This is a genomic window from Ruegeria sp. AH3 (assembly GCF_056536265.1).
This window is the reverse complement of sequence record NZ_JBQFJL010000002.1, coordinates 519,768-535,451: the sequence shown is the minus strand read 5'-3', so window position 1 is coordinate 535,451 and position 15,684 is coordinate 519,768. Positions and strand designations below refer to the sequence as shown.

At 58.7% G+C, this 15,684-nt stretch carries 13 protein-coding genes; 5 read left to right on the top strand and 8 right to left on the bottom strand.

The genetic code is table 11. The features are described from left to right. Nucleotides 1-229: 229 nt before the first annotated feature. Nucleotides 230-1,123 (bottom strand): LysR substrate-binding domain-containing protein, encoded by an 894-nt coding sequence (locus tag ACR3EM_RS20020; RefSeq protein ID WP_480472448.1) that lies wholly within the window; start codon nt 1,121-1,123, stop codon nt 230-232. A gap of 226 nt (nt 1,124-1,349) precedes the next feature. On the opposite strand from ACR3EM_RS20020, the gene ACR3EM_RS20015 reads away from it, so the two are divergent. Genes ACR3EM_RS20015 through ACR3EM_RS20000 form a run of 4 tightly spaced genes read left to right on the top strand, consistent with a single transcriptional unit; the run spans nt 1,350 to nt 5,534 of the window. After that, entirely contained in the window at nt 1,350-2,705 is a 1,356-nt protein-coding gene (locus tag ACR3EM_RS20015; protein WP_480472446.1) for an MmgE/PrpD family protein, read from the top strand. A gap of 14 nt (nt 2,706-2,719) precedes the next feature. Next, nucleotides 2,720-2,983 (top strand): hypothetical protein, encoded by a 264-nt coding sequence (locus ACR3EM_RS20010; protein WP_480472444.1) that lies wholly within the window; start codon nt 2,720-2,722, stop codon nt 2,981-2,983. A gap of 36 nt (nt 2,984-3,019) precedes the next feature. Then, a complete protein-coding gene (locus ACR3EM_RS20005; protein WP_480472442.1) occupies nt 3,020-3,985 on the top strand; it encodes a D-2-hydroxyacid dehydrogenase in 966 nt (321 codons plus the stop codon). 1 nt (nt 3,986) lies between these two features. Further along, nucleotides 3,987-5,534, top strand: a complete 1,548-nt coding sequence (locus ACR3EM_RS20000) for a trimethylamine methyltransferase family protein (RefSeq protein ID WP_480472440.1) — start codon at nt 3,987-3,989, stop codon at nt 5,532-5,534. A 37-nt stretch (nt 5,535-5,571) separates the two neighbouring features. On the opposite strand, the gene ACR3EM_RS19995 is transcribed toward ACR3EM_RS20000, so the two are convergent. The 4 genes from ACR3EM_RS19995 to ACR3EM_RS19980 are packed head-to-tail and all read right to left on the bottom strand — an operon-like array spanning nt 5,572 to nt 11,118. Further along, a complete protein-coding gene (locus ACR3EM_RS19995; RefSeq protein WP_480472438.1) occupies nt 5,572-6,312 on the bottom strand; it encodes a maleate cis-trans isomerase family protein in 741 nt (246 codons plus the stop codon). Beyond that, nucleotides 6,309-7,376, bottom strand: a complete 1,068-nt coding sequence (locus tag ACR3EM_RS19990; RefSeq protein ID WP_480472436.1) for a pyridoxal phosphate-dependent aminotransferase — start codon at nt 7,374-7,376, stop codon at nt 6,309-6,311. Before ACR3EM_RS19990 ends, ACR3EM_RS19995 begins: the two co-directional genes overlap by 4 nt. Then, nucleotides 7,373-9,025, bottom strand: a complete 1,653-nt coding sequence (locus ACR3EM_RS19985) for a hydantoinase B/oxoprolinase family protein (protein WP_480472434.1) — start codon at nt 9,023-9,025, stop codon at nt 7,373-7,375. The genes ACR3EM_RS19990 and ACR3EM_RS19985 overlap by 4 nt, the downstream gene beginning before the upstream one ends. Continuing rightward, nucleotides 9,025-11,118 carry a hydantoinase/oxoprolinase family protein gene (locus ACR3EM_RS19980; protein WP_480472432.1) on the bottom strand — a complete coding sequence of 698 codons (2,094 nt, stop codon included), beginning with the start codon at nt 11,116-11,118 and terminating at the stop codon, nt 9,025-9,027. The genes ACR3EM_RS19985 and ACR3EM_RS19980 overlap by 1 nt, the downstream gene beginning before the upstream one ends. Before the next feature lie 519 nt (nt 11,119-11,637). On the opposite strand from ACR3EM_RS19980, the gene ACR3EM_RS19975 reads away from it, so the two are divergent. Next, nucleotides 11,638-12,456, top strand: coding sequence for a DUF2189 domain-containing protein (locus tag ACR3EM_RS19975; protein ID WP_480472430.1), 819 nt, complete (start codon nt 11,638-11,640; stop codon nt 12,454-12,456). A 68-nt stretch (nt 12,457-12,524) separates the two neighbouring features. On the opposite strand, the gene ACR3EM_RS19970 is transcribed toward ACR3EM_RS19975, so the two are convergent. The 3 genes from ACR3EM_RS19970 to ACR3EM_RS19960 are packed head-to-tail and all read right to left on the bottom strand — an operon-like array spanning nt 12,525 to nt 15,602. Continuing rightward, nucleotides 12,525-13,490, bottom strand: a complete 966-nt coding sequence (locus ACR3EM_RS19970) for a sensor histidine kinase (protein WP_480472428.1) — start codon at nt 13,488-13,490, stop codon at nt 12,525-12,527. Next, nucleotides 13,478-14,155 carry a response regulator transcription factor gene (locus ACR3EM_RS19965; RefSeq protein WP_480472426.1) on the bottom strand — a complete coding sequence of 226 codons (678 nt, stop codon included), beginning with the start codon at nt 14,153-14,155 and terminating at the stop codon, nt 13,478-13,480. Before ACR3EM_RS19965 ends, ACR3EM_RS19970 begins: the two co-directional genes overlap by 13 nt. After that, entirely contained in the window at nt 14,133-15,602 is a 1,470-nt protein-coding gene (locus ACR3EM_RS19960) for a DUF4153 domain-containing protein (RefSeq protein WP_480472424.1), read from the bottom strand. The genes ACR3EM_RS19965 and ACR3EM_RS19960 overlap by 23 nt, the downstream gene beginning before the upstream one ends. Nucleotides 15,603-15,684 lie beyond the last annotated feature (82 nt).

Below are 15,684 nucleotides of genomic sequence, written 5' to 3'. Positions count from 1 at the left end.
TGGTGTTGCTTTCGCCAAACTTAGTGTGGTTCGCGACCTAAGACTTGCAAAATAATACAGGCCAATGCATCCGAAAACTCTGTGCAAGAGCTTCGACAATTCCGATGCACCTTTCAAACGTGGCTTTACATTTGGCTTGTCCTTCAAAGTGAACAAAGCAGGTCCGGCGACTGAACCGCGCCAGCGCACCATTGGATTTCGTGTTCGTTCTGGCGCCGGAATATGCTGATCATCCATGTCGGGCATTGGTCTCCGAAGCAGCCTTCACCAGCCAATCCTGAAACAGGCGAACTGGGGGTGTTACGGATTTTCCCCTGAGCTTGACGTAGTAGGCCCAAGGGCTATCCAGATCAAATTCCAGGGGCTCGATCAGCAACCCACGCTCCAGGTAGGGTCGCACAAGTGATTTAGGCAAGGCCACGCAGCCCAGCGATTTGGCGGCGAGTTCCATCGCGAGATTGGAGGCATTGGTCCGAGGGCCCTCTTTCTGATTGAGATCCTGAAGTCCAAACTCTGCCGCGATCTTTTCCCAATATGCGGGCCTGCCCAGAATGTGGATCAAACGCGCATCCTGCAATTGCTGCGGCTCGGTGAGCGCGCTGCCCCTCACCTCGAAACCGGGCGCACAGACTACGGTCAACTTGTCCAACCACAATCGCGTCAATCCGTCTGCCACGTCATCAACATGATTGAGCGTGATGGATAAGTCCGAGACATTTGGTTCGACATCAGTCCAGATCGTGCCATGTACGGTCAAAGCGATATCAGGGTGGACCTCTGCGAACCCTTGAATGACGTCAGGCAGCCAGTTCTCTGCCAGACTGACCGGGCATGAAACGACCACGGTTCGATTGTGCGAGCGCTGGACAATCGACTGCGTCGCTGCATCGATCTCCTGCAGCGCATGACGCACCGATGGCAAATAGGCTTTCCCCACATCCGTCAGCGACAGTGACCGCGGATGCCTCACGAATAGCGGGCGTTTTATGAACTCTTCCAACGAACGCACATGATTGCTTACGGCTGACTGGGTACAGTTCAACTCTTCAGCCGCACTGGTGAAACTCAAATGCCGCGCGGCAGCCTCGAATGAGCGCAAGAAGGAGAGGTGAGGCAGAGTCATCATAGCGGGCACATCCGAGACAGGTATCAGGCCAATTAGGCCGCATAATCCGAAGCATTTCGCCCATTTGCGACCTCAGAACTGGTTCGTTCGCGACACGACTGTTCGATAGTCACAAAAAATCCGGTGCCATAGCCCGCAGTTTGTTTTCGTGCCGCATACCGAAAAGAGGTCTAAATTGGCCAGAGACATCCGAATTCCAAACCTCAACGCATGCAGGCAAGCCGTGACGGACACTTTTGATAAGGTTGCAAGTTTTACCCTTGCCAGCAAGGTCGAGGATTTCCCCGATACAACACTGCAAGCGGCAGCGCTCATGCTGCTGGACACGCTGGGCATCACAATCGGGTCTGGTCCCATGGCCGCCGGAACAATTGCCCGGGATACGGCTCGGGCACTCTATGGTGCGGGCGAAGACGCACTTGGCGCGCGAATGGTTTTCGACGGCCGCCGTGTCAGCGTGGCCGGTGCAGCCTATGCCGCGGCCACCCAGACAGACAATCTGGATGGGCATGACGGGTACAATCCTACCAAGGGGCATATCGGCGTTGTGATCGTCCCCGCTCTGATGGCGCTTGCCGAGACGGTCGATGATTTCTCGGGTCCCGAAGCACTGGCCGCAGTCACCATCGGCTATGAAATCGCCGGACGTGCGGGCATCGCTCTGCACGATACTGTAAGCGATTATCATACTTCGGGAGCGTGGAACGCCTTGGGGGTTGTTGCGCTTGCCGCACGGATGCGCGGCCTTGATGCAAATCAGATGCGTCAAGCAATGGGCATTGCAGAATATCACGGCCCCCGCAGCCAGATGATGCGCGAGATCGCCAATCCAACCATGCTGCATGATGGCTCAGGCTGGGGCGCGCTGGTGGGCGTATCTTCGGCCATTTTGGCCGAGAAAGGTTTCACCGGAGCGCCTGCAATCACCATCGAAGCTGACGATGTCGCCCCGCATTGGCAGGACCTTGGTCAGTTCTGGCAGATGGAGCGTCAGTACGTAAAACCCTATCCGATCTGTCGCTGGGCACATGCTGCCATTGATGCAACGCGCGCATTGATGCGCGAACACGACCTGAGCCACCACGACATCGCGTCCATTCAGGTCAACACGTTCCATGAAAGCGCCTGTCTGTTCCAGGGCATGCCCGACGACACCTCAAAAGCACAATATTCCCTACCCTTTGCGGTCGCCACGATGGTCGCCCACGGGCGTATCGGGGTCGAACATATCACCGGAGCTGGCCTCTCGGACCCGCTGGTGGCCTCGATTGTTGATCGCATTTCCATAGCCGAGACGGCGCGCCATTCGGACCGTTTTCCCAAAAGCCGCTTCGCCGATGTCAGCATCGTGCTGAAAGACGGAGGTCAGCTGGACTCGGGCGATGTACATGCCCGCGGCGGTCCCGAAGCTCCGATGGATCGAGACGAGGTTATCGGCAAGTACATGGAATTTGCCGCACCATCGCTGGGCGAGGCCCGGGCTGCCGCCATTCGTGAGGCGGTGCTGGGGCTGACCGATCCGACCTCAAAGTTCTCGGATCTGGGCGCATTGATCTACGACGCGCCTGACAGGGCGTAAGCGGAACCAATGCAATGCCTTTGAGTCTGTTGAAATACACGCTGTCGGACACGTACCCAGAGACCGAAGATATCCCGGCCACGCTCGATCTGAAGCCCAGCCATGATGCCTTGATCAACAGTGGTGGCATCCACAATCTGGCCTATGCCCAAAGCCAGATCGCCCAGATCCGCGTCGGCCGTGTTGAAGCGACCTCATGGCGCTCTGAGCATCAGGGACAGGACAGGTTCTGCATCTTCGTCGACATCTCATCCACTGCTTTTCACCCAGACGACTGAAACCGCTGCTCAGGAATTCAACAAAGAGGTCGCGTTGTGAAATCCCCCGTTACCATTCTGCACACAGACAACCCCGAGGCATCAAAGGCCGTGCTCACCCAACAGCATCCGGATCTGGAAATCCACACCTGCGACAGCTACGAGGCTCTGCCCCAAATGATCGCGGATACGCAAGCCGAGGTGGTCTATTCCGTCCGCTTCGCGGGCACGCCCGACTTCCCCCGTCAGGCGTTGATTGATGCCCCCAGCGTAAGATGGGTCTCGGTGGGTGGATCAGGAACGGATCATATGAACCCGTGGGATACAGAGACGTTCACCGTGACCAACGCCGCAGGCGTCGCAGCGGATATGATGGCGCAATATGCGTTGGGGGCAATGCTCCATTTCTCGCTGGACATTCCCGGGTTCCGAGACGCTCAAGCACGACGGGACTGGATTCCGGGCAAGGTCGAACCGATCGACGGTAAGACCGTGTTGATCCTGGGCCTTGGTCAAACCGGTATGGCCGTCGCAGCCCGGTGCAAAGCGATGGGTTTTTCCACGATCGGCGTGCGTGCGCATCCCAAAGATACTCTGAATGTTGACGAGGTGCATGGCATGGACGCCCTGCCCGACCTTTGGCCGCGGGCCGATTTTATCGTTGCCTGCGTGCCATTACTGGACAGCACCAAGGGTCTGGTCAACGCCTGTGCTTTCGCCAGGATGAAACCCAGCGCGGTGATCATTGACGTCTCACGCGGGGGCGTGATTGACGAGGCTCCACTGGTCCACGCGTTGGAGACCGGCGCCTTGAAAGGGGCTGCTCTGGATGTCTTCGCCATCGAACCTCTGCCTGCAGAGCATGTGCTGTGGGGGTTCAGTAACGTGATCATTACCCCGCATTGCTCATCGGTTTACGAGGGCTGGGATCTCAAATCCGTTGAGATGTTTTCTGACAACCTCTGGCGATATCGCAAGGGCGAAGCGCTGACAAATATCGTCAACCCGAAACGAGGATACTGACATGGCACGAGAAAGACGCAGCGCCCGTTGCGGTGGTCGGCGGGGCAAAAGTGATCGCAGCAGTGTAAGCATCCAGCAGCTGCCCTGGCAAAATGTAGTCAACACATCCCCCAAAATGGAACTGCTGAGCGAAGAGCAGTTGGATCAGCTGCACGCGACCTCGATGCGTATCCTGTCCGAGGCCGGAATTCGCGTTATGGGCGACAATGTGATGGACCTGTTCGAGAAGGCCGGAGCATTGGTGGACCGTGATACCAAGACCATCCGCATTGACGAAAGCATCGTTACCGAGGCGCTGAAAACCGCCCCCGAAACCTTTACGCTGACAGGCCGTAACCCGGATAAGCGTATCACGATGGGAGGCAACCATGTCAATTTCGGCCTCGTCGCGGGCCCGCCGAATGTACATGACTGCGTCAACGGTCGGCGGCCGGGCAACTATGAAGATTACTGCAACTTCATCAGACTGGCCCATCACTTCAACGCCATCCACCTGATCGGCAATCAGGTGACCGCACCGCTTGAGATGCCCGCCAACAACCGGCATCTGGACACCTATGACGCCAACCTGAGCTATAGCGACCTCAGCTTTCACGCCACGGCGATTGGACGGGGCCGTGCAATTGACGGCATCAACATGATGGCGATTGCGCGCGGCATGACGCTGGAAGAGATGCGTACCGATCCGGGACTCATTACGATCATCTCGGTCAACTCTCCGCGCCTGTTCGACGACGCGATGGGAGACGGTTTGATCGCCATGGCCGAGCATGGCCAGCCGGTTACGATCACACCGTTCACTTTGATGGGGGCAATGACCCCGGTCACCCTTCCCGCCGCGCTGGCGCAACAGAATGCCGAGGCGCTGTTTGGCGTAACCCTGACCCAGCTGGTCAATCCCGGCACGCCGGTGATGTATGGGGCTTTTACCTCGAATGTAGACATGCGCTCGGGTGCGCCTGCCTTCGGTACACCGGAAAACACCAAGGCCAACATGATCAGCGGCCAGCTAACGCGGCGATATGGCATTCCGTACCGAACCTCAAACGCCAACGCCTCGAACGTTGTTGATCTGCAGGCAGCGTATGAGACGATGATGGCCACATGGGGTGCCGTTCTGGGCGGGGCAAATCTGGTCTATCACGCGGCCGGATGGCTCGAAGGTGGACTGACCGCATCCTATGAGAAACTCGTTATGGATGTGGAAATCCTGCAGAACATGATCGAGTATCTGAAGCCGCTGAAATTCGACGAAAGCGAGCTTGGATTTGATGCGATCAAAGACGTGCCTACCGGCGGCCATTTCTTCGGCACCGAACACACGATGGAGCGTTACGAGACCGCGTTCTACGCTCCGATGCTGTCCGACTGGCAAAACCACGGCGCGTGGGAGGCCGCAGGATCAAAAACTGCACTGAACCGGGCAACCGAAATCTGGCAACAAGCGCTGCGGGAGTATGAAGAACCCGTGATGGACCCCGCGATCCGCGAGGAGTTGGACGCCTATATCGCCAAGCGCAAAGAAGAGATTGGCGGGGACGAACCGTAGGAACAAAAAAAGGCCGGGTCATCAGCCCGGCCTTTGTTTACAGAAGGTCGAACAAACGCCCCGGCACATTACCCTGCCGAGGCAAGTCCAAGGCTCGCATCAACGCAAACATCATCGCTTGGTTCGAGGTCACAACCGGTTTGTTCAATGTCGCCTCAATCCGGTCGACAGCTTCGACGGCACGCATATCGGTGCAACTGAGTACAATGGCCTCGGCCTCGGGGTGGTCGGCCTGGCAGGCCAGATCGAACACCTCGCCCGGAGTCAGCTCACCCTGACCATAGTTTCCTAGTTCGCGGCCAATATTGGCACATTTAATCGTGGTGATCTGGTTTTGAGCCAGAAAGTCCACCGCTTGCGTGTTTATCTCGCCAAGATAAGGCGAAGAAAAGCCAACCTTGGTCACACCCAGCGTCTTGATGGCGCCCACCAAAGCCCCAGCCGCCGTGAACGACAGCGCACCCGATCCGGCCTTGATGTCTTGTGCCAGTTGCTCGTCAAACGACGGACCATGGGTCAGCGTCGCAGAGGTACAACCATACAGCACCACATCGGGTCGCACGCCTGAGATCATCTTCAGGTCATGGCTGATATCCGATGCCCCAAGACCAGCCATCTGATCCGAGCCGGGAATCTCATCCACGTCATATCCACCCATGCGCTGGAAATGCACCGTTGTATCCGGGCAGCGCATCAGCATCATATCCGCTTCGAGATTGGTGTTGGTGAAGGGCACCAATACGCCGATCTTAGCCCGTGTGCGGGTCTCATGTGTCATGACGTCACCTCTTTCAGAACGGCCAGACAGCGGTCCATGATGTCCTGCTCGCATATCGTGGCGCGCAAACAATCACCCAGACCATAACCCCCCATGCCGCGCATCAGCAGCCCCTCGGCCCGCAGGGCAGCGTCCGCCCTATGCGCGGTTTCAACATCCGCAAATCGGATCAATACGAAATTGGTATGGCTGGGTGCAACAGACAGCCCCAGCGCCCGGCACCCGGTTGCAAAGCGATCCCGAATGGCAGCAGTTTTCGCCACTGTTTCGCGCATATGTGCCTGATCGCGCATCGCTGCCGTGGCCATGGCTTGCGAGGGGATCGAGACATTGTTGGGGTTCAGCAACTTGCGCACTTCATCCGCAACCGCAGGTGGGAACAGACCCCAACCCGCGCGCGCGCCTGCCAGCCCATAAGCCTTGGAGAAGGTGCGCAAGACCACGGTATCTCCACGATCCACCAACGCGAATATCTCGGCGGGGTCCTGAGACTGATCGGCAAACTCGGCATAGGCCTGATCGACCACCAGCAAAACATCTTCCGGCAGGGCATCGCGCAGACGGATAATGTCTGCATTCGGGATCAGAGTACCGGTTGGATTTCCCGGGTTGCAAACGAAGACGATCCGCGTCTCGGGTACGACAACTGCCAGAATATCGTCGACCGAAACGGTCAGATCCACCTCGTGCGCTTTCACATAGTCCGCCCGCACCTGCGCCGTCGCCGAGGCCACATAGGCATAACCGTAATCCGTGCCCAGCACGCGGTCACCCGGCCCGGCAAAAGCGCGGATAAGGCAGCCGATCAGTTCCATCGACCCGGCCCCGCACAGGATATGCTCAGCCGTCACACCATGCGTTTCGGCAATCGCCGCGCGAAGCTCGGGCCAGTCGGGATCGGGATAGAGCGGCATCTGCTCCAATGTCGCCTGCCCCGCCGCGATTGCTGCGGGGCTTACCGGAAAGGCACTTTCGTTCTGGGCCAGAGAAACGGTGTCCGGACCGCCCAGATCAGCCAAGGCGTAGGCAGCCATCTGCCGGACATGATCAACTGCCCTGATCATGACGCACTCCCATAGACCTTCGCGCCTTCATCCGTGACCAATCCGCGTTTAAGATCCAGCGCCAGAGCCTCTGGATCTCTCTTGACTGGATCGCCGAATCCGCCGCCGCCGGGCGTGTCGAAGATCAGATAGTCATCACCTTCCACGCGCAGTTCGCCCTTGCCTGGGATGTCGCTATTACCATCGCGGAACCGGATCCGCCCCGGCGCACCGGGTTGTCCGCCCATGCGACCAAGGGCCGGGAATTTCAGACGTTCGACAGAAAGGAACACAATGAACGGGGCATTGTTGGACGAGGTCATCTCAATCCTCTGGCCCAATCCACCGCGATACTGACCGGCACCACCGGAATCAGGCAGCAGCTCCCGCCGCCACATGATCACAGGGGCCACACTTTCGGTGATCTCGACCTGAGAACCGAAGACCCCCGATGGATAAGCGGTCGCCGACAACCCGTCCGCATGGGGCCGCGCGCCAGTGCCACCGTTGTGCACAGGTTCAATTGCAAACTCGCGCCCACCATTTGCCGCGACTTCGGGCGCGTGGCGCATGGGCAGGTCGAACATGCACGAGGCACCTTCGGCAGGAACTTGATCCGGCAGTGCCAGATGCAAACAGCCTAACACCAGATCGGGGGTCACCTGCCCCAGCGTATGACGCATCGCCACCGGCACCGGGCGCTGCGCATTCAGGATGCAACCCTTGGGGCCATCGACAGTAAATGGCTCCAACGAACCCGCATTGTTGGGAATATCCGGCCCGACGATGCAGCGCAGGGCAAAGACCGTATAAGCCGTGGCATAGTTCAGCGGCACGTTGATGCCCTTTTTCGAACAGCCCGACGTGCCGGTGAAATCAACATGCATCCCGTCCTTGGTGACGGTCAGAGTGGCGTGCAATTCCAACTCGTTCTCGTAACCATCCATGCGAAGTACGTTCTTGTAAACGCCCTCGGGCACCTCGGCGATGGCCTCCAACGCGCCCTTACGCGACGTGTCGACAATGTAGTTGCCCAGCGTGTCCAGATCATCGATCCAGAACTCGTCCATCATCGCAACCAGACGGGTCACCCCGGCCTCGCAACAAGCGATCAGGGCGTAGATATCACCCTCGTTGGCGATCGGCTCACGCGAGTTGGCGCGGATGATATCCATCAGCAGCGCATTGGGCGTCCCTTCTTCGACCAGCTTGCACGGCGGGATCAACAACCCTTCATCGTATATATCCGAACCTTCGGGACCCATACCAAGACCGCCCAAATCCACCAGATGCGAGGTGCAGGAGGTGAAGCCAACCACTTTGCCATCCTTGAAGGCAGGCATCATCAGCAGGAAGTCATTCAGATGCCCCGACGCCAACCAGGGGTCATTGGTCATATAGATGTCGCCGGGTTTCATGTCCTGCAATGCAAAGCGCGCGCGCAGATGCAGCACGGCTTCGGCCATCGTATTGATATGGCCCGGTGTACCAGTCACGGCCTGAGCCAACATCCGGCCGTTGACGTCAAATATCCCGGCAGAGATGTCACCGCATTCGCGTACGATGGTCGAGAAAGCAGCGCGGATCAGGGTCTGACCCTGTTCTTCGACCACCGCCAACAGGCGGTTCCACATCACTTGCAGGCGGGCGGTGGAAAGTTCGGCAGTCATCATGCGCCTCCTTTCTGGTCTTGAACAAGGACAAGGTTGCCGATGGCATCCATATGTGCCGAGAAATCGGCGGATACGAGCGTGGTGGTTTGTGGTTCGTGGATCAATGCAGGGCCCGAGACGTGATCGCCGGGTTTCAGATCAGCACGAGCCACAAAAGCCGCGTCTTTTGCTTTACCATCGACATCACAAGTGATGGGGCGTGTTTCAGTCACGACGAACACCGACCTATCAGGCGTTCCCGGCACCGGCGGCACTGCGCTATCGGGGGTGGCGACGCGCACCGCCCAGTTCAGAATCTCAATCTTCATCCCCGGCACGGGGCGCGAGAATTGTTTGCGATACTCTTTCTCGAATGCAGCGGTCAGAGGGGTGATATCCTCGACCGACAGTGCCCGATCAGGGAGGGTGATCTCGATCTCGTGCCCCTGCCCGTTGTAACGCATGAAGGCGGTGCGTTGGATCTCGGTCGGCGCATCGCCTGCGCCTTGGGCCACGACTTCCTTTGCCTCCGCAATCATAACGTCGAACAGACGGTTCACGCCGTCCATATCCATACTGTCCAGCAGTGAATAGCGCGAGCGGACGATCTCGAACGAAACCGGCGCAAACAGGAAGCCCACCGCAGACCCGACGCCCGGATTAGGTGGGACCACGATGCGCGACACACCGGCAGAGCGTGCCACCCGACTGGCATGCAGAGGGCCGTTGCCGCCAAAAGCGATCATCGTGCGCGGTCCAAGGTCCTTGCCGCTTTCCACTGCATGCATCCGCCCGGCGCTGGCCATGCTCTCGTCCACGATACGGCTGACTCCGTCGGCGGAGCCCACAGCATCAAGGTTCAGCTTTTCACCAATCACACGGGTCAGTGCAGCCTTGGACCCTTCGGGATCGAGTTGGATATGCCCCTCGGCGAAGGTATCTGGCACAATGTACCCGAGGGTGATGTCGCTATCGGTCACGGTGGGATCGGTGCCTCCGCGCATGAACGCCACTGGCCCCGGTTCAGACCCGGCCGATTTCGGGCCAACGGTCAGGCGGCCCAAGCGATCCACACCCGCGATCGAGCCACCGCCAGCGCCGATCTCGATCATCTCGATCACCGGGATGCGCACGGGCATGCCCGACCCCTTGATAAACCTTGCGGCACGCGCGATTTCGAATGACCGCGAGGTTTGCGGGCGTGCGTTGTCGATCAGGCAGAGCTTCGCCGTGGTGCCCCCCACATCAAAGGACAGAACCTCGTCCAAACCAGCCCGTGCGGCGATGCGCGCGGCCAGAATGGCCCCACCCGCCGGACCGGATTCGACCAAACGGATGGGAAACCGGGCAGCCGTCTCGACCGTGCACATGCCACCACCTGCAGTCATCATCAGGATCGGACAGGTGATCCCTTCGGCCTCGAACTGGTCGACAAAACGGGCCAGATAACTCTCCATCAACGGCTGAATATAAGCGTTGGCCACGGTGGTGCAGAGCCTGTCAAATTCGCGCGCTTCCGGACTGACATCAGAAGAAATCGAAATCGTCAGATTGGGGCGATGCTCGCTCAGGATTTCTCGCAATCGCCGTTCGTGAGCAGGGTTGGCATAAGCATGCATCAAACAGATGGCGATGGCCTCGGCCCCGCTTGCATCAATCTCGGCAAGCAGGCCATCGACCTGCGTTTCATCAAGGGGGATCAGCACCTCACCCTCGACAGACATCCGTTCACTTATGGTCAGGGATCGTTCCCGCGGGACCAGCAGGTCCGGTTTTTCCAAGTTGATATCGTATTGGGAATACCGCCGCTCGTACCCGATATCGAGGATATCGCGAAAACCTTCGGTGCAGATGGTCGCCACAACGGCCCCGCGCCGTTCGATCAGCGCGTTGGTTGCCAGGGTGGTTCCATGGATGAACCCAGTCACCTCAGCCAGAGACCGGCCAGATTGCGCCATGACACGAAGTGCGCCCTCCATAGCGCCTTCAGCAGGGTTTTGATGAGTAGTCAGGGTCTTGGTCGAGGCCAACATGGTCTCGTTACCGGAAACCAGAACTGTGTCGGTAAATGTGCCGCCAATATCAATGGCCAGGCGCAGCGCAGTCGTCATGTATCATCCCGTGTTCTTGTGAGTGTAAGCAACAAAAGCACCCTTGCGGGTGGTTACCAACACATCGGCACAAGGTCACAACCGGTTGCACGGCGGCCCAAGCAGCTGGGGATGATCTGACAAGTCATGCAGGCATAATGCGTGCTGACGCGTTGGCTACTAGCGAGTTTGCGACAAAGCGGCCTGCAAGCGACAAAATTCTCGCTATCGGGCAGAATAGGCTACCAGGTCTAGCCTGTAGATTTACGGGAACTTGTCCCGCGAACCATCATCGACCGGGGTTTGGCCTGGAATAAACGCTGTTCGCCATGCTCCAGACCGTATCAACCCATTTCGTATAGTTGAGACGCCCAAGCGAGCACGCTCTCCCCGCGATAGCGTCGCTTGGCTGCCATACTCCTCCCTTGCCCTCGCGTTTCACCTGATGCAGACTTTTACGTAGAGGAGGAATGCCTGTTTCACCGCTGCGCCTACTCGTGAACAGCCCAGCACGGTTTCATGCTTTGGGAGGACTCTATCATGACATCCAAGACCGCGGGTCCCACGCCACCCGACAATCTGTCGCCGCAGCAGCAAGCCATGCCTGAAGTCAACAGGCTGACGGTGGATGATATCACCGCATCGCTGAAGGATGGCTTTTCTGACTTCCTCGCGCGCCCCTTGATGAGTGGTTTTTTCGGCCTGTTCTATGCGGTTTTCGGCATCCTGTTTGTGTGGTGTCTGGTCTGGCTCGGAAAGATCTGGATGATCATTCCTGCAGCGGTAGGCTTTCCGCTGGTGGCACCATTCGCTGCCGCCGGGCTTTACGAAATGTCCCGTCGGTTGCAGAAGGGTGAGAGTTTCGGCTGGTCCGAAATCCTCACTGTCATGGCCAATCAACGCAAGCGTGAAATGGGCTGGATGGCCTTTGTCACGCTGTTCATTTTCTGGGTATGGACCTACCAGATCCGCCTTTGGCTGGCGATCACCCTGCAGAAATCATCCTTCTCGGATTTTGAAGGGTTTTTGAACATCGTATTCTTCACACCGCAGGGCTGGACCTTTCTGGCGATCGGCACCTGTGTCGGTGCCTTTCTGTCGGCTGTCCTGTTCTCGGTGACCGTTGTTGCCATGCCCATGCTGCTCGACCGGGAAACCAATTTCGTATCCGCCATGTTAACTTCCATCCGCGTCGTCACCGAGAGCCCCGTGGTCATGCTGAGCTGGGCGGCGATCATCTCGGTCACCATGCTGTTGTCGTTGGTTCCGGCATTTCTTGGCCTGATCTTCACCCTGCCAATCCTCGGCCACACCACATGGCATCTCTATCAGCGGGCTGTGTCACCGGCAGAGGTGTGATCACTAGATTCCCAACCTATAACAACTGGTTGCGGGGCTATGTACGATACGTGCCGCGAAATCTCTGTTCACGACATCGCGAACACGATCTCAAACCGTGCTCCGCTCTCTGAAGGTATCAACGAGATCTGCGCGCCATGTGCCCTCAGAAGATTTTCCGCGATTGCCAGACCCATGCCTGTGCCCCCTTGTTCGCGAGCCGTCGTGAAGAAAGGCGCAAAAATCCGGTCCCGGTTGCCCTCGGAGATCCCCGGACCATCATCCTGTACGATCAATTGTCCCGGCGCCGCGCTGAGCACCACCTGACCCGCCCCGTGGCGGCAGGCATTGTCCAACAATTGCTGTAAAACCACTTGCAGGCCTGATGCGGCCAGCGGCAGACGTTCGTCAACGCTTTCAAACCGAAGGGGCAGGTCCGGGAAACGTGCACGCAGATCTTCTGCAAGCTCTGCCAGCGTACATGTTCCGTGATGCTCTGGTGCCCGTGCGGCAGCGACACGGTTGAGGGCGCTGAGCTGGGTTTGCATCTGATCGCTGGCACCCAGAATCTGTTGCAGCAACGCACGGTCTTGATCCGCTAGCCCCTTGGCCTCCTCCAGCAACTCCGCCGCTGCGCGGATCGAGGTTACCGGTGTTTTCAGCTCATGCGTGACATGGTCGGCGAAACTGCGGATCGAGGTTTCACGTCGTTGCAGAGTTTGAGCCATACCGAGAACCGAGCCGGCCAGACGGGACAGTTCCTGCGTGCCATAGTGCCGAGGCGGGTCCGTGCGTTGACCACGCTCGACCGCCCCGGAATAGGCGGCTAATGCCGAAATCGGCCGAAGCAACAAGCGCACCAACAGATATCCCAGTACGCCGGTGGCCAGTCCAATCAGGCCCGCCAACAAGACTGCCGCGTTGCGAAAGCCGACCTCGGGGCCAAGATAGCGCAACGCGATGAGGCCCAGCAACGACAGAACCAGCGTTCCCGCCAGTGCGCCGCCAAGCACAAAGCCCAACGATGGGCGCCACTTGCGCCTCAGCTCGGCCATGCGCCCATCCGTAGGCCGATGCCATGCACGGTTTCGATGGCGCTGGCCCAACCGTTTTCGCCCAGTTTGCGGCGCAAGTTGCGCAGATGGCTATCCAGCGTTCGGTCCGCAATCGCGCTGCCCGCACCGTAGATCGCATCAATCAATTGCGGGCGCGAGACGATTGCCTCGGGCGTTTGCATCAGGCGGCGCAGGATCGATAGCTCGGTCGCGGTCAGGGTCAGCGGTGCCCCATCGAGCTTGGCGGAATGACCTGAAGCATCCAGTTCGACCGGACCATGGCGCAGAATGGCCATCACACCTCGGGTCGTGCTGCGTTTCAGGATCGCCTTGATCCGCGCCACCAATTCGCGCGGACTAAAGGGTTTGGTGACGTAGTCATCCGCCCCAAGCTCGAGACCCAGAATCCGATCAACCTCATCATCGCGAGCCGTCAGGAACAGGATCGGCACTTCTGAGCGCGCGCGTAGCTTGCGACAGACCTCAAGGCCATCCAACTCGGGCAACCCGACATCCAGCACCACCAGATCGGGGGCTTCGCGCATGGCATGGGTCAGCGCCATTTGCCCGTCGCGGGCGGTGACAACCTGATAGCCCGCGCGTTCCAGCGTAATCGAGACCAGCTCGCGCAGGCGCGGGTCGTCATCCACGACGAGGATTTTCATCAGATGCCTCCGGCTTCGCTTCGGTGGTCAGATTACGGATCACTCGATCCGCGCGAAACCCCCATTCCCGCCAATTGGTGATCTGTGGGGTCCATGCGGAACAGCCTGTTGGGCGCGGAGAGCGCGCGAGCTCTGCGGCGGCCATTGGGCCAAGCCGACAGACATAATATGCGTCGTAACGCTGCGGATGGTTCAGGTTCTCGCGCGCGATCAGCGCTGCAAAGTTCACGAAACAGCAGGCATAGAGCACACCGAACCCCAACCCGGCGGATCGCACCAGCAGCCATCGGTTCGATTTGCCCCGCAAGATTTGCCAGCCAGTCAAACACAGCCCGGCGGCCACCAATGCCATCCAGATCGCTGCATGTACCCGCAGATAGGTCAGCCCGTAAGCCTCGACATAGAGGGATAAGCGCATGAGGGACGAGATCACCAGCAACACGTTCTGACCTAACCACAGCATCATCCAACGGGTCAGACCCTGCCGCTCAGCTAGAAACGGGCGGGCGGCCAATGCGAAGGCTCCAGCCAACAATGCGGTCGCCAGCAGGGGATAAGCGCCGCGATGGGCATATTCCGCGTGGCCCATACCCTCGGGAAGCTCTGCATTTCCCCAAAGAAACGCCACATCCATGATCGTTTGAACCGCCAGGAGCAGATTGAACGTTATCAGCGCATTGGCGACGGACCCGGCATTCAAACCAAACCCGGGCAGAGACCGGCTGCGTTGAGGTCCAACACGCGGGGCCAGCAAGCCGGGCTGTATTGCCACGGCCAGAAACGGCCAGATCACCATCGAAGCCCCGAGCCAGAACAGAACCCGGTCAAACCGGAGGTCGAAGCGCCACAGCCTATCAAGCCAATCTGACAATACCGGATTTGCCGAGACCATGAGAGAGATCAGGATCAAAGCTCCGCCAACCGGGAAACCCCAAGCCCGCAGCAATCTCAAAATCGCTCCGTCAGCACGCGATACCGTCTGACTATGCCGGATCGCTTCAATTGCCTGCCGGATGGCGAGAAACGGGACTTGCGACAGAAATCTTCGATAAGACGCGCCACTCCATTGGCCCAAAACAGCCCAACACAACGCAACAGTCGAACCGCCCAACAGGAAAGCAACCGATAGGGCCTGCACATATTCCACGACCGGCAGAACGCTCAGGACCAACAAAACCGCAGGCCCGATCAGCCCGGTGCGCCTGCCCAGAAGCAGCCATACGACGCCCGCCACAGCCAGCGCGAATATGGCCAGCGACACCCCCGGTGCATAATCCAGAAACAATACATCCGCCAACGCGACAAGAATTGCCAAACCTCCAACAGCGTGGCGTTTGCCCGGCCCCAAGCTGCCGTCGCTCCTGTTGCCTTTCTGCTCGGGCGCATCAAACCACCAGCTGTCCTGCAAAACCGACGCGGGAACTCCGCGCACGATGAACTGTCCCATATCACTGCTCCTTTTTGTTATGGTGCGGCCTTTGTCTGGTGGCCTTAGGTGCAGATCACCGCACAGCACTCGTGCAGTTTTC

Coding starts and splice junctions, on each gene's coding strand:
- ACR3EM_RS19975 (WP_480472430.1), top strand. CDS start 11,638: ATGACATCCAAGACCGCGGGTCCCACGCCACCCGACAATCTGTCGCCG.
- ACR3EM_RS19980 (WP_480472432.1), bottom strand. CDS start 11,118: ATGACGACTGCGCTGCGCCTGGCCATTGATATTGGCGGCACATTTACC.
- ACR3EM_RS19990 (WP_480472436.1), bottom strand. CDS start 7,376: ATGATCAGGGCAGTTGATCATGTCCGGCAGATGGCTGCCTACGCCTTG.
- ACR3EM_RS19970 (WP_480472428.1), bottom strand. CDS start 13,490: ATGGCCGAGCTGAGGCGCAAGTGGCGCCCATCGTTGGGCTTTGTGCTT.
- ACR3EM_RS19965 (WP_480472426.1), bottom strand. CDS start 14,155: ATGAAAATCCTCGTCGTGGATGACGACCCGCGCCTGCGCGAGCTGGTC.
- ACR3EM_RS19960 (WP_480472424.1), bottom strand. CDS start 15,602: ATGGGACAGTTCATCGTGCGCGGAGTTCCCGCGTCGGTTTTGCAGGAC.
- ACR3EM_RS20020 (WP_480472448.1), bottom strand. CDS start 1,123: ATGACTCTGCCTCACCTCTCCTTCTTGCGCTCATTCGAGGCTGCCGCG.
- ACR3EM_RS20000 (WP_480472440.1), top strand. CDS start 3,987: ATGGCACGAGAAAGACGCAGCGCCCGTTGCGGTGGTCGGCGGGGCAAA.
- ACR3EM_RS20010 (WP_480472444.1), top strand. CDS start 2,720: ATGCCTTTGAGTCTGTTGAAATACACGCTGTCGGACACGTACCCAGAG.
- ACR3EM_RS19985 (WP_480472434.1), bottom strand. CDS start 9,025: ATGACTGCCGAACTTTCCACCGCCCGCCTGCAAGTGATGTGGAACCGC.
- ACR3EM_RS19995 (WP_480472438.1), bottom strand. CDS start 6,312: ATGACACATGAGACCCGCACACGGGCTAAGATCGGCGTATTGGTGCCC.